The following is a 16,031-nucleotide window of genomic DNA, read 5'->3' on the forward strand; positions in this document are numbered from 1 at the left end:
AATCCGGGACGCACATGATAGGGCACCGACATGACCTATTGCGTTGGAATCGAGGTGGACGAAGGCCTGGTCTTCGCTGCCGACACCCGGACCAATGCCTCGCTGGACGATGTGCGCGTGCACCGCAAGCTGCACGTGTTCGAGTACCCCGGCCAGGCAGCCTACGTGCTGATGGCGGCTGGCAACCTGGCCACCACCCAGCTGCTGGTGTCACGCCTGGGGCGCGACGCCGGTGAACGGCGCACGCCCAACCTGCGCGACATGACCCATCTGTTCGAAGCTGCCGAGTACGTCGGCCAGCTGCTGGTGGACAGCCAGGTGCACAGCAGCCACAGCGAGCACGGCCATGACGGGGTCAACACCCAGGCGACGCTGATTTTCGGTGGCCAGATCGCGGGCGAGCGGCCCGGGCTGTACATGATCTACCCGCTCGGCAACGCCATCGCCGCTTCGCCGGAGACGCCCTATCTTCAGATCGGTGAGTCCAAGTACGGCAAGCCCATCCTGGACCGCATCCTCAGCCCGGCCACACGCCTGGAGGACGCGGCGCGCACGGCAATCGTGTCGCTGGATTCGACCATTCGCTCCAATCTGTCGGTAGGCCTGCCGATCGACCTGGCGCTGCTGCGTGATGGTGAACTGCGCATCGGGCAGCAGCTGCGGCTCGGCGCGGATTCAACGTTGTATGCGGACATCCACCAGAACTGGTCACGGCGCCTGGAGCAGGCGGTGGACGCCCTGCCACGCTTCCCCTGGGAAACTGCCGAACGGTAGTGCCGGCCGCTGGCCGGCAACCGCATTGATCCCACCACACAGGGATGCCAGCCAGCGGCCGGCACTACCGGGGCATCAGCCCAGCGCTTCGGCCACCGGGCGGAAGACCTGCTGCATCTGCAGCGGCTGGAACAGGCGGTGGACGCCCTGCCACGCTTCCCCTGGGAAACTGCCGAACGGTAGTGCCGGCCGCTGGCCGGCAACCGCATTGATTCCACCACACTGGGATGCCGGCCAGCGGCCGGCACTACCTGGCATCAGCCCAGCGCTTCGGCCACGGCGCGGAAGACCTGCTGCATCTGCAGCGGCTGGAACAGGCGGTGGACGCCCTGCCACGCTTCTCCTGGGAAACTGCCGAACGGTAGTGCCGGCCGCTGGCCGGCAACCGCGTTGATCCCGCCACACAGGGATGCCGGCCAGAGGCCGGCACTACCGGGGCATCAGCCCAGCGCTTCGGCCACGGCGCGGAAGACCTGCTGCATCTGCAGCGGCTTGTGCAGCACATGCACCTCCACGCCGTCCGGGAAGGCATCGGCCGCGACCGGCACTGCCGGGTCTTCCAGTACCAGTGCCGGGCCGCGATAGCCCAATGTCGCCATCTCGCCCAGCAGCTGGCTGGCCGGCAGCAGCTTGGAGCCGGCATCGGCAATCACCAGCGCGGGCATCGCCTCCTGCTGCATCCAGCGCAGCGCTGCCGGCCCATCGGAGGCCAACTGCAGCTGGTAGCCCTGGCTGGACAGCGCATTGCCCAGCAGCGATAGACGCGTGGCTTCGCCATCGACCACCAGGATCGATTGGCCGCTGCCCAAGGCCACCAGCTGTTCGATCGGCTCGCTGCCATCGATGGCGTCGTGCATCGGCAGGCGCAGTTCGAAGCAGGTGCCCTGCCCCGGCTGGCTGCTGACGTGAATGCTGCCGCCGGCACCTTCAACGATGCGCTTGCAGGAAATCAGCCCCAAGCCAGTGCCGTCGGCCTTGGTGGTGAAGAACGGATTGAACAGGTGCGACAGCGTGTCCGCATCCATGCCGATGCCTTCGTCGGCGACCCGTATGTGCATCCAGTCCACGCCATCGCGATGGCCAGCATGGCTGGCAGTCAGGCTCAGGCGGCCACCGTTGGGCATCGCCTGTATCGCGTTGAGCGCCAGGTTCAGCATCACCTGCTGCAGTTCGGTGTAGTTGGCGTCGACCACCAGGCCTTCGTCCTGCACCTGCAATTCCAGGCGCACCGCATCAGGCACGTTGCTGCGCAACAGTAGTGCCACCGCATCGAACAGGCCATCGATCTCGATGCGCTCGCTCGGCTTGCGCGAACCGCGCACGAACGACAGCATCGATTCGGCCATCTCATGGCCACGGCGGCCGCACTCGGCGATGACATCGGCCAGGTGGTGCAGCTGCGGATCGTCGGTACGCGCCTTCAGCAGGTCCGGCATGATCAGCAACGGCTGCAGGATGTTGCGCAGGTCGTGGCTGAGCCCGGCTGCGAGCAGCGACAGGCTTTCCAGGCGCTGTGCGCGCATCAGCTCGGTTTCCACCCGTGCGCGCTCGATCGCGCTGCGTGCATCGCGGATCGCACGTGCCACCGCCGACGGCAGGCGCGCCGGCTGGTGCTTGATGATGTAGTCATTGGCGCCCTTCTGCAGCGCCGCCACCGCATTCTCCTCACCCATGGTGCCGGAGACGAAGATGAAGGGTACTTCCGGCGAGGTCTCGCGCACGATGCGCAGCGCGTCATCACCGGAAAACCCCGGCATGCTCAGGTCGGACAGCACGATGTCCGGCTGGAACGCGGCCAGTGCCTGGCGCAGTTCGGCCTCGCTCTCGACACGCTCGAAGCGGGCCTCCAGGCCCGCATCGAGCATCTGTTCGGACATCAGCTCGGCATCTTCCGGTGAGTCCTCCACCAGCAGGATGCGCAGCGCCCCCAGGGCGGGACCGGTCAAGGGCATGGGCTCACTCGAGTTCCGGTGCCTGGTTGATCAACGCCCAGAACTTGCCCAGCGTCTGTACGGCGCCAAAGAACTGGTCCACGTCCACTGGCTTGACCACATAAGCATTCACGCCCATGTCCCAGCTCCGGGCCAGATCGCTTTCCTCGCGCGAGGACGACAGGATCACCACCGGCAGGCGCTTGAGCTCTTCGTGTTCGCGGATCTGCCGCAGTACTTCCAGGCCATCCATGCGCGGCATCTTGATATCCAGCAGCAGCACCGCCGGCAGGCCTTCCTCGCGGTTGGCGAAGGCACCACGGCGCAGCAGGTAGTCCATCACTTCCACGCCATCCTCGACGTGCACGATGGGGTTGGCCAGACGCGCCTCTTCCAGGGCGTCGATCGCCATTTCGGCGTCGGCCGGGCTGTCTTCGGCGAGAAGAATGGTGCGCAAAGTGGTCATGCAGAAGGCCCTTGTTTGTCCGCATCGATCGCGGGAGGCAGGTAGAAGTGGAAGGTGGCGCCGACGTCCGGTTCAGCCTCGGCCCAGATACGGCCGCCATGACGGGTGAGCACGCGGCGCACGCTGGCCAGGCCGATGCCGGTACCCGGGTAGTCGCTGGCCTTGTGCAGGCGCTGGAACACGCCGAACAGTTTGCCGGCATAAGCCATGTCAAAGCCTGCACCATTGTCGCTGACCGTGAACTGATGACCGCCGTCAGGCTGCGGCTGGTAGTCCACGCGGATCTTCGCCGGTTCGCGGTTGCCCGAGTACTTCACCGCGTTGCCGAGCAGGTTCAGCCAGACCTGGCGGATCATGTTCTCATCGCCGACCACGATCGGCAGCGGCGCGATGCTCCACTCCACCTGGTGCACATGGCCACTGTTCTCCGCCTCGGCCTGCAGGTTGGAATCGAGCATGGCGCGGGTATCGGCCACCAGCGACTGCATGTCCACCGCCTGCTGGCGCATCGCCGCGCGGCCCAGGCGCGAGTAGACCAGCAGGTCATCGATCAGCGCCGCCATGCGCCGGGCCGAACTGGAGATCACGTCCAGGTAATGACGGCTCTTGTCATCGGCAGCGTCGCCCAGGTGGCGCGACAGCTTGTCGGAGAATCCGGCGACGTGGCGCAGCGGTGCGCGCAGGTCATGCGAGACCGAGTAGCTGAAGGCCTCCAGCTCGCGGTTGACCTCGGACACCTGCGCGACCTTGCCTTCCAGCTGGCGGTTGAGCTCTTCAACGCGCAGCTGGACTGCGCGTTGCATGGTGACATCGCTGACCGTCAGCAGCACCACTTCATCATCGGTATCGGGCAGCGGCATGCGCCGTGCGTTCAGCAGCATGTAGCGCGCCATGCCGTCGGCGGTGCGCTGTTCGTGCTCGAAATCCCACAGCTCGCGGCCGCGCAGCAGCACGTCGGACAGGCGTTGGCGCACGACGGCGTCCTTCCAGGCACCGTCGCCGACGCTTTCCAGCAGCAGGCCATCGGCGCGTTCGTCCTGCAGCCCGTACAGCTCGGCGAAGGCGGGGTTATGCAACTGCACGCGCAGGTCGCGGTCGAGCAGCACAATGGGTTCGCGCACGGTCTGCAACACCGATGCCGCGCGTGCCGCCGAGCGCAGCGATTGGCGTTCGGCGTGCAGGCGCCGCCCGATCTGCCGCTGCAGGAGCCAAAGCACCAGGCCCAGCAGTCCCAGCTGGATCACCAGCGAACTCCAAGACACCAGCTCGGTCTGCTTGCGCTGGCGCGCCGCCTGCTCGGCCCGCAGTGTCAACAGTTGCTGTTCGCTGGCCTGGAGTTCTTCCACCAGGCCACGGATCGGATAGCGCGTGCTCAGGTCCTTCACCAGCTCGCGTTGATCGCTGTTGGGTTCAGATCTGGCCAGCTCGCGGGCAAGCGCCATCCGCCCTTCCAGCATCGATTCGATACGGCCGATGCGGATCAGCTGGTCGGGGTTGTCGCGGGTCATCCGCCCCAGTTCGGCCAAGCGACCGGGAATGTCGTTGGCTGCGGCCATGCGCTCGCGCAGCCCGGGTGCGTCCACGCCCTTGGACAGCGTCAATGCGGCCGATTCGACGTCGCGCACATCAGCCTGCAGCTGCTGCAGGGCCACGCCCACCGCCTGGGTATGGTTGACCCAGGCCATTGCCTGCTCGTTGTCCTGCTGCAGTTTGCGCAGGGTCAACCACGGCACCACGATGATCGCTGCGGCCGCCAGCGCCAGGGCCGGCAACCGCCAGCGGTCCCAGATGTCGTCACTGAAAACCAGCGCCATAGTTCCTCTTCAGCACGGCCGCAGGGCGTCGGCCGGACCCTGTCCGGCTGCGGCGGAACCGGCAATATAGCGCAGGCGGTCACAACGCAGGGGTTTCCCCCCTGGTTGGCTGAACAGGTTCGCAGTCCTCAGACCTGTAGAGCCGGGCCAAGCTCGGCTGCCTTGGAGTTCCAGCCGAACATGGCCGCGGCCCTACAGCTCAACGGGCGCCCCGCGAGGGGGCGCCCGTCAGCTTCAGCGCTTGGCGGCAGCGCTGACCTTCAATGCGGCTGCATCAACGCGGGTCACGCCCTTGATGCCCTTGGCGGTGGTGACGGCCTTGTCCTTCTCGGCCTGGCTCGCTACGGCACCGCTCAGGCTGACCACGCCGTTCACGGTTTCCACCTTGATTTCGGTACCCGGAACGTTGCTGCTGGCGAGCAGGTCGGCCTTCACCTTGGTGGTGATCCAGGTATCGGTCACCGGCTCGTTGGAATCGTGGCGATCAGCATGGGTCGCCGGGTGCGCGCTGGTCGGCGGGCTCTTCGCGGCCGGATCCTTGGCGAATGCGGCCGAGGAGGACAGCGCCAGGCCCAGCGTCAGGGCGGAGGCAATCAGCGTGCGGGTCGTATTGCTCATCGTGTCGTACTCCTTCGGAATGTGCTGCCAGTCTGGACAAACCGGCGTAGAGCAGGCGTGGCGTTGCGGTCATGCCGCTGTGAATCGGGCTACCTGCAACGACAACCGTTCAGCTTTGGCCCGTGAGCCCGCGTCGTTTACCCTGCCCTTCCCACTGCCGGAGCTCTGTCATGCGCCCCGACCTGCAACTGGCCCTGATCGGCTACGGCCTCGCCGGCCGTGTCTTCCACGCACCGCTGATCCAGCACACACCCGGCCTGGTGCTGCACAGCATCGTCAGTTCGCAGCGAGACACGTTGCTGCGCGCGTTCAGCGACGTGCACGTGCGTGCCACGCCGCAGGAGGTGTTCGACGACCCGGCCGTGGATGCCGTAGTGATCGCCACGCCCAATGAACAGCACGCGCCGCTGGCGATCGCAGCGCTGGCCGCCGGCAAGCACGTGCTGGTCGACAAGCCGTTCGCGCTGGATGTCGCTGAAGCCGAAGCCGTTCTGGCTGCGGCACGCGATGCCGGACGCATCACCACCGTCTTCCAGAACCGGCGCTTCGATGCCGACTTCCTCACGCTGCAGGCGCTGCTTGCGGACGGGACACTGGGCGACATCGCCGAGTGCCATGTGCACTTCGATCGCTATCGCCCGCAGGTGCGTGACCGCTGGCGCGAGCAGGACGGTCCCGGCAGTGGCCTGTGGTACGACCTGGGCCCGCACCTGCTGGACCAGATGCTGGTGCTGTTCGGCTGGCCCGAAGCGATCGATGCTGATCTGGCCGTGCAGCGCGATGGCGGCAGCGCCATCGATTACTTCCACGCCGTGCTGCACTACCCGCGGCATCGCGCGATCGTGCATTCCGGTTCCCTGGTGGCAGCTCCCACGCCGCATTTCAGCGTGCATGGCAGCAAGGCCAGTTGGATCAAGCACGGCCTGGATGTGCAGGAAGCGCAGCTGCGCCGCGGTGTGGCGCCCGGTGCGCCCGGCTGGGGCATCGACCCGCGGCATGGCGAGCTGGTGCGCTGTGATGCCGAGGACAACGTGCAGCGCGGCACCGTCGACAATCTGCCCGGTGACTACCGTCGGTTGTATGCGCAGTTCGCCGCGGCCATGCATGGCGACGGCGAAGCCACGGTCGATCCGGTGCAGGCGCTGCAGCTGATGCGGCTGCTGCAGGCAGGCATGGACAGTGCGCGCGAAGGGCGGCGGATCGCGTTGGGGTGATCGACAGGGCTGCGCCCTGCACCCGTGGTAGTGCCGGCCGCTGGCCGGCAACCTCAACAGCAACGACAAAAACCGGCAATCCGTGAGATGGCAGGATGGGTCCGGTTGCGGGAGCCGGACCCACCCCGCCTTCGACAGAGTCCCGCGCCCGACGGTAGGTGTCGACCTTGGTCGACACATCGACGTGGAAGCCATCGGAGACGGCTTTTGCAGAGTCGAGCCATGCTCGACTGCCTGCATGGGGTCAGAGCCCTTTCCTGCGGAAAGGGATCCGACCCCGGCTTCGTGCTTACGATTTCTTGATCGCGTGGCCGCCGAATTCGTTGCGCATCGCCGACAGCAGGCGGTCGGTGAACGAATTGGATTCGCGCGAGCGCAGGCGTTCCAGCAGCGACAGGGTGATCACCGGTGCCGGCACATCGAGCGAGATCGCTTCGGCCACGGTCCAGCGGCCTTCACCGGAGTCCTCCACGTACGGCGCGATGCCATCCAGCGACGGATTGCGCTTGAGGGCTTCGGTGCTCAGGTCCAGCAGCCACGAGCGCACCACGCTGCCGTGGCGCCAGACTTCGGCCACCTGGGCCAGGTCCAGTTCCATTTCCTGCTTGCGCTCCATCAGCGCGAAGCCCTCCGCGTAGGCCTGCATCATTCCGTACTCGATGCCGTTGTGGACCATCTTGGTGAAGTGGCCAGCGCCGGACGGGCCGACACGACCCCAGCCACGGTCTTCGGCCGGTGCCAGCGTGCGCAGCAGCGGTGCGATCTGCTCCACCACCGCCGCTTCACCACCGACCATCAGGCTGTAGCCTTCCTGCAGGCCCCACACGCCACCGCTGGTGCCGCAGTCGACGTAGCCCAGGTCGTCTTCGGCCAGCGCCTTGGCGCGACGGATCGAGTCCTGGTAGTTGGAGTTGCCGCCGTCGATGACGATGTCACCCTCGGCCAGGTGCGGAGTCAGCTGACCCAGGGTCTGGTCGACGGTTTCGCCGGCCGGCACCATCAGCCACACCACGCGCGGCACCGGCAGCGCGGCCACCGCGGCGGCCAGCGAATCGACCACCTCCAGGCCGGCCTCGGCGGCGCGCTGGCGGGCACCTTCGCCCGGGTCGTAGCCGACGACGCGGTGGCCGCCGCGATGCAGGCGCTGGGCCATGTTGGCGCCCATGCGGCCGAGGCCGATCATTGCAATATCCATTGTTTCACCTTCAGTTGGGGTCTAGGGTCAGGCTGCCTGGCCTGCCGGTAGCCGCGCAGTGGCGCAGCTGCGCCTCGCGCCAACGCCGGTAGAGCGTGGTATGCAGATTGTGCACCGCCAGGTCGATCGAAAAGGGGGTTCGCGGGTTGCGGTCAAGCAGGCGGGCGATGTGGTAGCCGATGGGACGTATACCGCGCGGATGCACATAGATCACGAACTGCTGGTAGAACGGATCGTCCAGCAGGTGGTCCATGCGTGCCAGCGTGGCGTGGTAGCGCGGTTCCAGCCGTGCACGAAGGTCCGGGTCGCGCTCGAACAACAGGCGTTCGAAGTAGCGCCGGCCGATACGCGGGATGTCCTGCGCCAGCGCCCACAGCTCGGCATTGCGCTGGTCGTACCAGGCAAGGCCGCCGTGCGCGGCCAACGCCTGCGCGGCCTCCTCGCCCACCGACACCACCACGAAGTTTTCGGCCTGGTTGCTCAGGTCGTCCAGCATGCCCTTGTCGTACACATGTTCGATGAAACCAGGCACACCGACGAAGGCCTGGCGGCCCATCGCCGAGGTGCGCACCGCCTTGCCATCGGCGAAGTAGTCACCGGCGTGTGCGCCAAGCAGGATGCTGTCGGTATCGTGCAGCGCGAGGAACGTACCGATCGACAGTTCTTCTGCGGAGAATCCAGCGTCGAAGGCCGCATCGCCATACAGCTCGCGCTGTGTGGCCAGTTGTGCGACCTGGCGACCGACTCCACATTCGGCGCGTACATTGCCGCTGTAGAACGCCTGCAGCGCCTGGCTGTTGCCCGTAATGGGCACGAAACCACGGCCGAAGCTTCGCGTGCGCTGCCAGCCTTGCGCGTGTGCGCCGTGCAGGCCGAAGCCGATCCAACCGAGCTGCAGGCCAGAGAAGCGGAATCCTGCATTGCCCTGCAGTGCAGCAGCGGCACGTTGCGTGGCTGCACCCAGCTGGAAGGCGTAGGCGCAAACCGTAGCCGGATCGTCCAGCACCTGCTGCAGCAACGCCTTGCGCGCTGCAGCGGGCATGTCCGCCGGCCATTGCACGCGCAGATCGCCTGCCGCCTGAGCCTCCGGCAGCGACGCGCGCGTGCACACAGGGCCACCATGCACCTGCGGTGCACCGATCGCGCGTGTTTCGAAGTGCCACCCCAGGCGCTGCAGCAGGCCTTGTGTACAGTCCAGCGGCGTGGCTGCCGTGCCCAGCGCGGGCAGCAGCAGGGCCACACCCATCCATCTGCCGCGCACGTTCAATCCTGGTCCGTGCTCGCCGGTGCGGGCTCCGGGGTTGTGACCACAGGCGGAACGGGCTTGCCTGCCTCCGCCGGAAGGTACTGTTGCAGGCGCTGGAAGAAGCGACGATAGAACTCAGCATCGGTAACCGTGCTGCTGGCCACTTTCACCAGCGAGTCGTCATTGCTGCCGAACGGCAGCGATACAGATCCGAGCGCACCGACGCCAACACTGGCCGAGGTCGGACTCTTCTTCAACGCATAGCGATCCTGCACGGCACTGACGAATACCAGTGTCTGGCTCCCGCGCGGTGCGCAGGAAATACGCAGCACCAGCTGCTCGTGATCGTCCTCGCGCGGCTGGAAGTTCTTGTTGCCTTCCACCTGCGCCGCGTCGGAACGGGCGATGGCATAGCCCTGGCTGAGCAGGGTGCGCCGTGCGGCCTCGCAGGCGTCACGGGGACGGCCATCGACGGTGCGCGAGAAGGTGTCGCCGGAATCAAAGGACTCACGCAGCAGGGTGCTGTCGGCGGCGCGGCCGCCACAGGCCGACAGGATCAGGGCGCTGGCGAGCGCCACGGCAACACTGGAAAGACGGGAGGCCCGCATGGGTACTCCTGCGAGGACGGTATCGCCAAGGGTAGTCCTGCGGCCGTGTGCGGCAGGTCGAAAGCACGCCCGCCAGCCCCCGCCGTTGCTGCCGGTTCATGCAGGAAAAGGGGACGGAGGGGATTAAGTCGTTTGTGGCACTTGGCCCCGCCACGCATGGCACGGCGCTACCGTGAACGAGGTCCCCCAAACGAAAAAAGGGCCGGCAATGCCGGCCCCTCGGGTATCACATGCCGTCGCCGGCTCAGTCCGCCCAGCGGCCGGCACCGGTGGACTGCGGCAGCACCTGCGCCGACAGCGGGCGGTCGTTGGCCAGCAGGTTCACCGCGTCGGCCAGGATCGAGGCTGACTCGCGCAGCAGCGGGTCCGGGCGCTTTTCGGCAGCCTTCTCGCGCGCGGCATCCTTGACGATGTCGCGCTCGTTGCCGGTCAGGCCGTCATCGCTGCTGTCATCGGCCAGCGGATCCAGGGCCAGGCCCAGCTCCTTGCGCTGCACCTGGCGCTCCTTGCGCTGGGTATCCTGGCGCTCGCGCTCAGCGCGACGGGTCGCCTCGTTGAGCGAGATGTATTTCTTCGCCGCTTCGGTGCGGAACTGCTGCACGTCCTCGTTCCACCACTGGAACTCCTTGTCGGTGGCGATGCGCGCGTCGTGACGGGTTTCCAGCTTCGGCAGCAACGGCGCGAAGTTGCCGTACTGGGTGTGCGGCACGGCGGCGATGCGGGTCCACGGCAGTGCGTTGTCGTAGGTGCTTTCGCCGAACTCGGTGGCATCGACGCTGGCCGGGAACGCCAGGTCCGGCACCACGCCCTTGTGCTGGGTGCTGCTGCCGCTGATGCGGAAGAACTGGGCAATGGTCAGCTTGACCTGGCCGAAGCGCTGGGTCTCGCCGCTCGGCCAGCGGTCAAGGTCGACGATGTTCTGTACGGTGCCCTTGCCGAAGCTGGTTTCACCGATCACCAGGCCACGACCGTAGTCCTGGATGGCACCGGCGAAGATCTCCGAGGCCGAGGCCGAACCACGGTTGATCAGCACCGCCAGCGGGCCGTCCCAGGCCACGCCCTGGTTGCGGTCGCTGTTGACGGTGACGCGGCCACCGGATTCGCGCACCTGCACCACCGGGCCCTGCTCGATGAACAGGCCAGTCAGTTCGATCGCTTCATCCAGCGAACCACCGCCGTTGTTGCGCAGGTCCAGCACCACGCCGTCCAGCTTGTCGTTCTTGAAGCCGGCCAGCAGCTTGGCCACGTCGCGGGTGGCCGAAGCATAGTCGGCGGCGTTGCGGCGACGGCCTTCGAAGTCCTGGTAGAAGGTCGGCAGCTTGATCACGCCGATCTTCCGTGCCGGCTCGCCGTTGGCGGCCGGAATGGTCATGGTCTCGCCCTTGGCGGCCTGTTCGGCCAGGCGCACCTTCTGCCGGGTCAGCACCAGGGTGTGGTGCTTGCCATCGGCACCTTCGGCAGCCGGAATGAACTCCAGCTTGACCTGGGTGTCCTTGGCGCCGCGGATCTTGGCCACGACATCGTCGATGCGCCAGCCAATCACGTCCTCGACCTGGCCGGACTTGCCCTGGCCAACGCCGACGATGCGGTCACCCGGCTTCAGCGTGCCGTCCACCGCAGCCGGGCCACCGGCGATGATCTCGCGGATGACCACCACATCGTCCTGGCGCTGCAGCTGCGCACCGATGCCTTCCAGCGACAGCGACATCGCCTGGTTGAAGTTCTCGGCGGTGCGCGGGGTGAAGTAATCCGTGTGCGGATCAACGGCACTGGTGTACGAATTCATGAAGAACTGGAAGACGTCTTCGCCCTTCAGTTCATTGACCGACTTCTCCAGCGTCGCGTAGCGCTTGTCCAGCGTCTTGCGGATGTCATCCGGCTTCTTGCCGGCCAGCTTCAGGCGCAGCCAATCGTTCTTCACCGACTTGCGCCACAGCTCATCGAGCTCGGCACTGCTGGCCGCCCACGGCACCTTCTTGCGGTCGTACTCGAAGCGCTCGTCGGTGGTGAAGTCCGGCTCCTGCTTGAGCAGCTTGCGCGCGTACGCCACGCGCTCGCCGACGCGCTGCTTGTAGACAGCGAACACCTGGAACGCCGGCTCCAGCTCGCCGCCCCGGATGGCGGAGGCGATGTTGGCCTCGAACGGTGCGAAGCGCGCCACGTCGGCCTGGGTGAAGTACTGCTTGCCGCCGTCAAGCGTTTCCAGATAGCGCTTGAACACGTCCTTGGAGGTGGCCTCGTCCAGCGCGCGCGGGCGATAGGCGTAGCGGCTGTCGGACAGCAGGCCGTACACCAGCTTGGAGGTGGTCACCTGGTCGGCGGTGGCCGCCGCGGGCAATGCGGGCGAGTCGGCCTTGGCCGCCAACGCCAGTGGCGCGACCAGCGCCAGGGCCATCAGGAATGCGGGGGCTTTGAATTTCATTGACGTGCTCGAAGGCGCCTTGCCAAGGGGGAGACTGCGGGGTGTTAAGACACCACGACAGTGCCGAAAGTTGCCGGGTTTGTCACCCGGCCGCGCTCGGTGGAAAACCAGCCTAGCCGGGCCGGTGTAGCAAATTGTGAATGCAGGCGAAGGCGGGGCCGAGCATGGGCTCGGCTCTACAACAGGCAAAGGCGTGCGAACCAACGTTCGCACCCACCAGGGCGGTTCGCACCCACCTCAGGAGATGCCGGCGCCCTTGGCCTGCACGTCGGCGTGGTACGACGAGCGCACCATCGGGCCGGAGGCAACATGGCTGAAGCCCAGCTCGTAGCCGTAGTCCTCCAGCGCCTTGTAGTCTTCCGGGGTCCAGTACTTCAGCACCGGGTGGTGGTGTGCGGTCGGCTGCAGGTACTGGCCGATGGTGATCATGTCCACGTCGTGCGCGCGCAGGTCGCGCAGGGTGGCCTTGATCTGTTCGAAGTCCTCGCCCAGGCCCAGCATGATGCCGCTCTTGGTCGGCACGTCCGGATGCTGCGCCTTGAAGTTCTTCAGCAGGTTCAGCGACCACTGGTAGTCCGCACCCGGGCGCACGTTGCGGTACAGGTCCGGCACGGTCTCGATGTTGTGGTTGAACACATCCGGCGGGTTCTGCGCCAGGATCTCCAGCGCGCGCTCCATGCGGCCCTTGCCACGGAAGTCCGGGGTCAGCACTTCGATGCGGGTGCCCGGCGACTTCTCGCGAATGGCGGTGATGCAGTCGACGAAGTGCTGGGCACCACCGTCGCGCAGGTCATCGCGGTCGACGCTGGTCACCACCACGTACTTCAGGCCCATGTCGGCCACGGTCTGGCCGAGACTGGCCGGTTCGTTGGCATCCGGCGGCTTGGGGCGTCCGTGGGCGACGTCGCAGAACGAGCAGCGGCGGGTGCAGACCTCGCCCAGGATCATGAAGGTGGCGGTGCCGTGGCCGAAGCACTCGTGGATGTTCGGGCAGCTGGCTTCCTCGCACACGGTCACCAGGCGGTTTTCGCGCAGCTTGGCCTTCAGGTTCTGCACGGCATTGCCCGAAGGAATGCGCACGCGGATCCAGGACGGCTTGCGCAGCACCGGCGCGTCGGCGAACTGCACCGGCGAGCGGTTGATCTTGTCACCGCCCAGCTGCTTGACCCCGGCCTGCAACGGCGCGGCGGACGGGGAGTCGCCCTGCACGATCTGCAGGGGAATGGAACGGGCGGTGGTTTCAGTCATGGCAGTTCCGGGGGCGGTCAGGCGGCCGCAGAAAGATCGGGCAGTTCGGGGGTGTGCTGCAGCAGCAGGCCGAACTGGCGGGCCAGGTGGTCCAGCAGCACCGGCTTGACGGCCTCCATCCCGGAGGGACCGCCCAAGTCTACCACCGAGGTCACCTGCAACCCCTGATAGCCACAGGGATTGATGCGGTGGAAGGGTTCCAGGTCCATGGCCACATTGAAGGCCAGGCCGTGGAAGGTGCAGCCGCGACGCACGCGGATGCCGAGGGCAGCGATCTTGGCGCCGCCGACATAGACGCCCGGGGCGCCCTCGCGGCGTTCGGCACCGATGTTCCACTCGCCCAGCGTATCGATGATGGCCTGCTCGATGCGGCACACGTAATCGCGCACACCGATGCCCAGGCGCGGCAGGCGCAGCAGCGGGTAAACCACGATCTGGCCGGGGCCGTGATAGGTCACCTGGCCGCCACGGTCCACATGCAGCACCGGGATATCGCCCGGCGCCAGCACATGCTCATCCTTGCCGGCCTGGCCCAGGGTGAACACCGGGTCGTGTTCGACCACCCACAATTCGTCGGCATCGGTGTCGCTGCGCTGGTCGGTGAAGCGCTGCATGGCGCGCCACACCGGCTCGTACGCCTGGCGGCCAAGGTCACGCACCAGCGCCGGACGCGGCGCGCGGTCCTCGGGGGCGGCTTCAGCCGGGCAGCTGTCGGCTACAGCGTCCACTTCACTTCCGGGTGGTCGCGCAGCGCCTGGTGCGCCAGGTCGTACTGTTCGCGGCTCTCAGCCTTGAACACGATGCGGACGGACACGTACTTGCCGTTGGAGGAATGCTTCCAGCTGATGCGTTCATTGACGACATCGATGCCGGCAGCCAGCAGCAGGCGGGGGAGCTCATGTTCCAGGCCGCGGTTGGCCGGGCCCATGGCGCTGAGCTCGAACTGGCCGGGGAACTGGAAGCCGTGGTCGGGGTTGTCGGACTTGATTTCCATGGACCCATTATCGGGCCGCAGGGCAACAAACCCAAGAGTATTCATCAACGTCAAAGACGGCACCGGCGGCCTGCTGCGTTGCAGGCGGCCCAGCGGCGCGGGCCGAAGCCCAACGGCAGCTGACTGCAATCTGCTGTCACGCACTGGCCCAGGCAACGTACGGCGACCAGTGGTCTTCTTCACACCAGACCTGCGGCGCTTGCGCGGGTAACAAATTGTGTCCGCTGGACAATGTTGTTTTCGGAACAGACAAGTGATTCGAACGTGCTCGTTCCGCCGCGCGGGCGCGAGTACCGTAGCGTTGCATATAACGACTGAAAACCGTCCCCTTCCCCATGAGCATTCCATCCATGCGTAGTGTCGCAGCCCTCGGGCTGGCCGGCCTGCTGGCCTCTGCCCTCCCCCTTGCCGCCCAGGCGGCCGAACAATGTGGCCCGGACGCGATGCGCGACCACCCGCCGCAGATCAACTTCCGCGTTGACAACGACCTGTTTGGTGGCCGCCACCAGGACCAGGGCTACACCAACGGTGCGCTGTTGACCCTGGTCTCGCCCAATCTGGTCGACTACACCGACGACCCCTGCCTGCCGCGCATGGCGCGCTGGGTGAACCAGTACCTGGAAGGGCTGCATCCGGGCAGGTTCGAACAGCAGAACATGATCTTCAGCATCGGCCAGGGCATCTTCACCCCGACCGATTTCAGCCGCAGGGACCTGATCGAGGACGACCGTCCTTACGCCGGCGTACTGATCGCAAACTTCGGTTTCAATGCGCGCAGCGGCGACCGCCTGCAGACCACCCAGCTGACGCTGGGCGTGGTCGGCCCGTGGGCACAGGGCAAGCAGGTGCAGAATGCCGTGCACGAAGTGCTGGGCGACGAGAAATTCAAGGGCTGGGACAACCAGCTGCACAACGAGCCGCTGTTCATGCTCACCCATGAGCGCATGCGCCGCTGGCCCGGCGATGCCAGCGTCAATGCCGACGGCTGGGGTTGGGACGCGATCAGCCACTACGGCGGGTCGATCGGCAACCTGGAAACCAAGGTCAACCTCGGCGGTGAAGTGCGCTTCGGCTGGAAGCTGCCGGACGACTTCGGCAGCACGCCGTTGCGCCCGGCCGGCGAGAACACTGCGCCGACCCGCGGCGGCCGTCCCAATGGCTGGTCCTGGCACCTGTTCGCGACCTCGGACGCGGCCTGGGTGATCCGCGACATCACGCTGGATGGCAACACGTTCCGCAACAGTCACAGCGTGGACAAGCGCCATGTGGTGGCCTACGGCGGCTACGGCGTGGCCGTGATGTACGGACGCTGGAAGTTCGCCGCGGCGCGCTACCACAGCACGCGCGAGTTCAACGGCCAGCGCGAAGCACCGGTGTTCGGCAGCTTCACCATCAGCCGCTCGCTGTAAGCGAGGGGCTGAGGGTAGTGCCGGCCGCTGGCCGGCTGCCGGCATATCCGGATGGGTCCATGGGGAGCCGGCCAGCGGCCGGCACTACCCAC

The 16,031-nt window shown here is 66.5% G+C and carries 15 protein-coding genes; 4 read left to right on the forward strand and 11 right to left on the reverse strand.

The features are described from left to right. Window positions 1–30: 30 nt before the first annotated feature. A complete protein-coding gene (locus H4O10_RS14115; RefSeq protein ID WP_012481280.1) occupies window positions 31–774 on the forward strand; it encodes a hypothetical protein in 744 nt (247 codons plus the stop codon). Window positions 775–1,001: 227 nt separating this feature from the next. Next, window positions 1,002–1,139 carry a hypothetical protein gene (locus tag H4O10_RS14120; RefSeq protein ID WP_154213983.1) on the forward strand — a complete coding sequence of 46 codons (138 nt, stop codon included), beginning with the start codon at window positions 1,002–1,004 and terminating at the stop codon, window positions 1,137–1,139. Between the two features lie 75 nt (window positions 1,140–1,214). On the opposite strand, the gene H4O10_RS14125 is transcribed toward H4O10_RS14120, so the two are convergent. The 4 genes from H4O10_RS14125 to H4O10_RS14140 form a co-directional block, all read right to left on the reverse strand. Next, complete coding sequence (locus H4O10_RS14125; protein ID WP_033834543.1) at window positions 1,215–2,726, reverse strand: hybrid sensor histidine kinase/response regulator; 1,512 nt, start codon at window positions 2,724–2,726, stop codon at window positions 1,215–1,217. Between the two features lie 4 nt (window positions 2,727–2,730). Further along, window positions 2,731–3,171: a response regulator gene (locus H4O10_RS14130; protein WP_005411057.1), complete on the reverse strand. Its 441-nt coding sequence runs from the start codon at window positions 3,169–3,171 to the stop codon at window positions 2,731–2,733. Continuing rightward, window positions 3,168–4,985 (reverse strand): ATP-binding protein, encoded by a 1,818-nt coding sequence (locus H4O10_RS14135; protein WP_005411058.1) that lies wholly within the window; start codon window positions 4,983–4,985, stop codon window positions 3,168–3,170. Before H4O10_RS14135 ends, H4O10_RS14130 begins: the two co-directional genes overlap by 4 nt. A gap of 234 nt (window positions 4,986–5,219) precedes the next feature. Continuing rightward, window positions 5,220–5,603: a BON domain-containing protein gene (locus tag H4O10_RS14140; RefSeq protein WP_005411059.1), complete on the reverse strand. Its 384-nt coding sequence runs from the start codon at window positions 5,601–5,603 to the stop codon at window positions 5,220–5,222. Window positions 5,604–5,773: 170 nt separating this feature from the next. Between H4O10_RS14140 and H4O10_RS14145 the strand changes: the two genes are divergently transcribed. Continuing rightward, window positions 5,774–6,817 (forward strand): oxidoreductase, encoded by a 1,044-nt coding sequence (locus tag H4O10_RS14145; protein WP_049452319.1) that lies wholly within the window; start codon window positions 5,774–5,776, stop codon window positions 6,815–6,817. A gap of 289 nt (window positions 6,818–7,106) precedes the next feature. Here H4O10_RS14145 and gnd read toward each other — a convergent pair whose 3' ends face one another. The 7 genes from gnd to H4O10_RS14180 form a co-directional block, all read right to left on the reverse strand. Further along, a complete protein-coding gene (gene gnd / locus H4O10_RS14150) occupies window positions 7,107–8,012 on the reverse strand; it encodes a phosphogluconate dehydrogenase (NAD(+)-dependent, decarboxylating) (RefSeq protein ID WP_033834559.1) in 906 nt (301 codons plus the stop codon). Between the two features lie 10 nt (window positions 8,013–8,022). Continuing rightward, window positions 8,023–9,258 (reverse strand): hypothetical protein, encoded by a 1,236-nt coding sequence (locus tag H4O10_RS14155; RefSeq protein ID WP_049453852.1) that lies wholly within the window; start codon window positions 9,256–9,258, stop codon window positions 8,023–8,025. A gap of 17 nt (window positions 9,259–9,275) precedes the next feature. After that, window positions 9,276–9,866, reverse strand: a complete 591-nt coding sequence (locus H4O10_RS14160) for a DUF2242 domain-containing protein (RefSeq protein ID WP_049453854.1) — start codon at window positions 9,864–9,866, stop codon at window positions 9,276–9,278. Between the two features lie 244 nt (window positions 9,867–10,110). Further along, entirely contained in the window at window positions 10,111–12,288 is a 2,178-nt protein-coding gene (locus H4O10_RS14165; protein ID WP_033834547.1) for a carboxy terminal-processing peptidase, read from the reverse strand. A gap of 237 nt (window positions 12,289–12,525) precedes the next feature. Next, window positions 12,526–13,536 (reverse strand): lipoyl synthase, encoded by a 1,011-nt coding sequence (gene lipA, locus H4O10_RS14170; protein ID WP_049453856.1) that lies wholly within the window; start codon window positions 13,534–13,536, stop codon window positions 12,526–12,528. A gap of 17 nt (window positions 13,537–13,553) precedes the next feature. Further along, window positions 13,554–14,264: a lipoyl(octanoyl) transferase LipB gene (gene lipB, locus H4O10_RS14175; RefSeq protein ID WP_005411066.1), complete on the reverse strand. Its 711-nt coding sequence runs from the start codon at window positions 14,262–14,264 to the stop codon at window positions 13,554–13,556. Further along, entirely contained in the window at window positions 14,252–14,530 is a 279-nt protein-coding gene (locus H4O10_RS14180; protein WP_005411067.1) for a YbeD family protein, read from the reverse strand. Before H4O10_RS14180 ends, lipB begins: the two co-directional genes overlap by 13 nt. A gap of 350 nt (window positions 14,531–14,880) precedes the next feature. On the opposite strand from H4O10_RS14180, the gene H4O10_RS14185 reads away from it, so the two are divergent. Next, window positions 14,881–15,939, forward strand: coding sequence for a lipid A deacylase LpxR family protein (locus H4O10_RS14185; protein ID WP_080353462.1), 1,059 nt, complete (start codon window positions 14,881–14,883; stop codon window positions 15,937–15,939). Window positions 15,940–16,031: the final 92 nt, after the last annotated feature.

Origin of the sequence: Stenotrophomonas sp. I18B00994, from assembly GCF_014145825.1 — a bacterium.
GTDB classification, from domain to species: Bacteria; Pseudomonadota; Gammaproteobacteria; order Xanthomonadales; family Xanthomonadaceae; genus Stenotrophomonas; species Stenotrophomonas maltophilia.

Coding starts and splice junctions, on each gene's coding strand:
- H4O10_RS14135 (WP_005411058.1), bottom strand. CDS start 4,985: ATGGCGCTGGTTTTCAGTGACGACATCTGGGACCGCTGGCGGTTGCCG.
- H4O10_RS14185 (WP_080353462.1), top strand. CDS start 14,881: ATGCGTAGTGTCGCAGCCCTCGGGCTGGCCGGCCTGCTGGCCTCTGCC.
- H4O10_RS14165 (WP_033834547.1), bottom strand. CDS start 12,288: ATGAAATTCAAAGCCCCCGCATTCCTGATGGCCCTGGCGCTGGTCGCG.
- H4O10_RS14145 (WP_049452319.1), top strand. CDS start 5,774: ATGCGCCCCGACCTGCAACTGGCCCTGATCGGCTACGGCCTCGCCGGC.
- H4O10_RS14180 (WP_005411067.1), bottom strand. CDS start 14,530: ATGGAAATCAAGTCCGACAACCCCGACCACGGCTTCCAGTTCCCCGGC.
- H4O10_RS14160 (WP_049453854.1), bottom strand. CDS start 9,866: ATGCGGGCCTCCCGTCTTTCCAGTGTTGCCGTGGCGCTCGCCAGCGCC.
- H4O10_RS14140 (WP_005411059.1), bottom strand. CDS start 5,603: ATGAGCAATACGACCCGCACGCTGATTGCCTCCGCCCTGACGCTGGGC.
- gnd (WP_033834559.1), bottom strand. CDS start 8,012: ATGGATATTGCAATGATCGGCCTCGGCCGCATGGGCGCCAACATGGCC.
- lipA (WP_049453856.1), bottom strand. CDS start 13,536: ATGACTGAAACCACCGCCCGTTCCATTCCCCTGCAGATCGTGCAGGGC.
- H4O10_RS14125 (WP_033834543.1), bottom strand. CDS start 2,726: ATGCCCTTGACCGGTCCCGCCCTGGGGGCGCTGCGCATCCTGCTGGTG.
- H4O10_RS14120 (WP_154213983.1), top strand. CDS start 1,002: ATGCCGGCCAGCGGCCGGCACTACCTGGCATCAGCCCAGCGCTTCGGC.
- H4O10_RS14130 (WP_005411057.1), bottom strand. CDS start 3,171: ATGACCACTTTGCGCACCATTCTTCTCGCCGAAGACAGCCCGGCCGAC.
- H4O10_RS14155 (WP_049453852.1), bottom strand. CDS start 9,258: ATGGGTGTGGCCCTGCTGCTGCCCGCGCTGGGCACGGCAGCCACGCCG.
- H4O10_RS14115 (WP_012481280.1), top strand. CDS start 31: ATGACCTATTGCGTTGGAATCGAGGTGGACGAAGGCCTGGTCTTCGCT.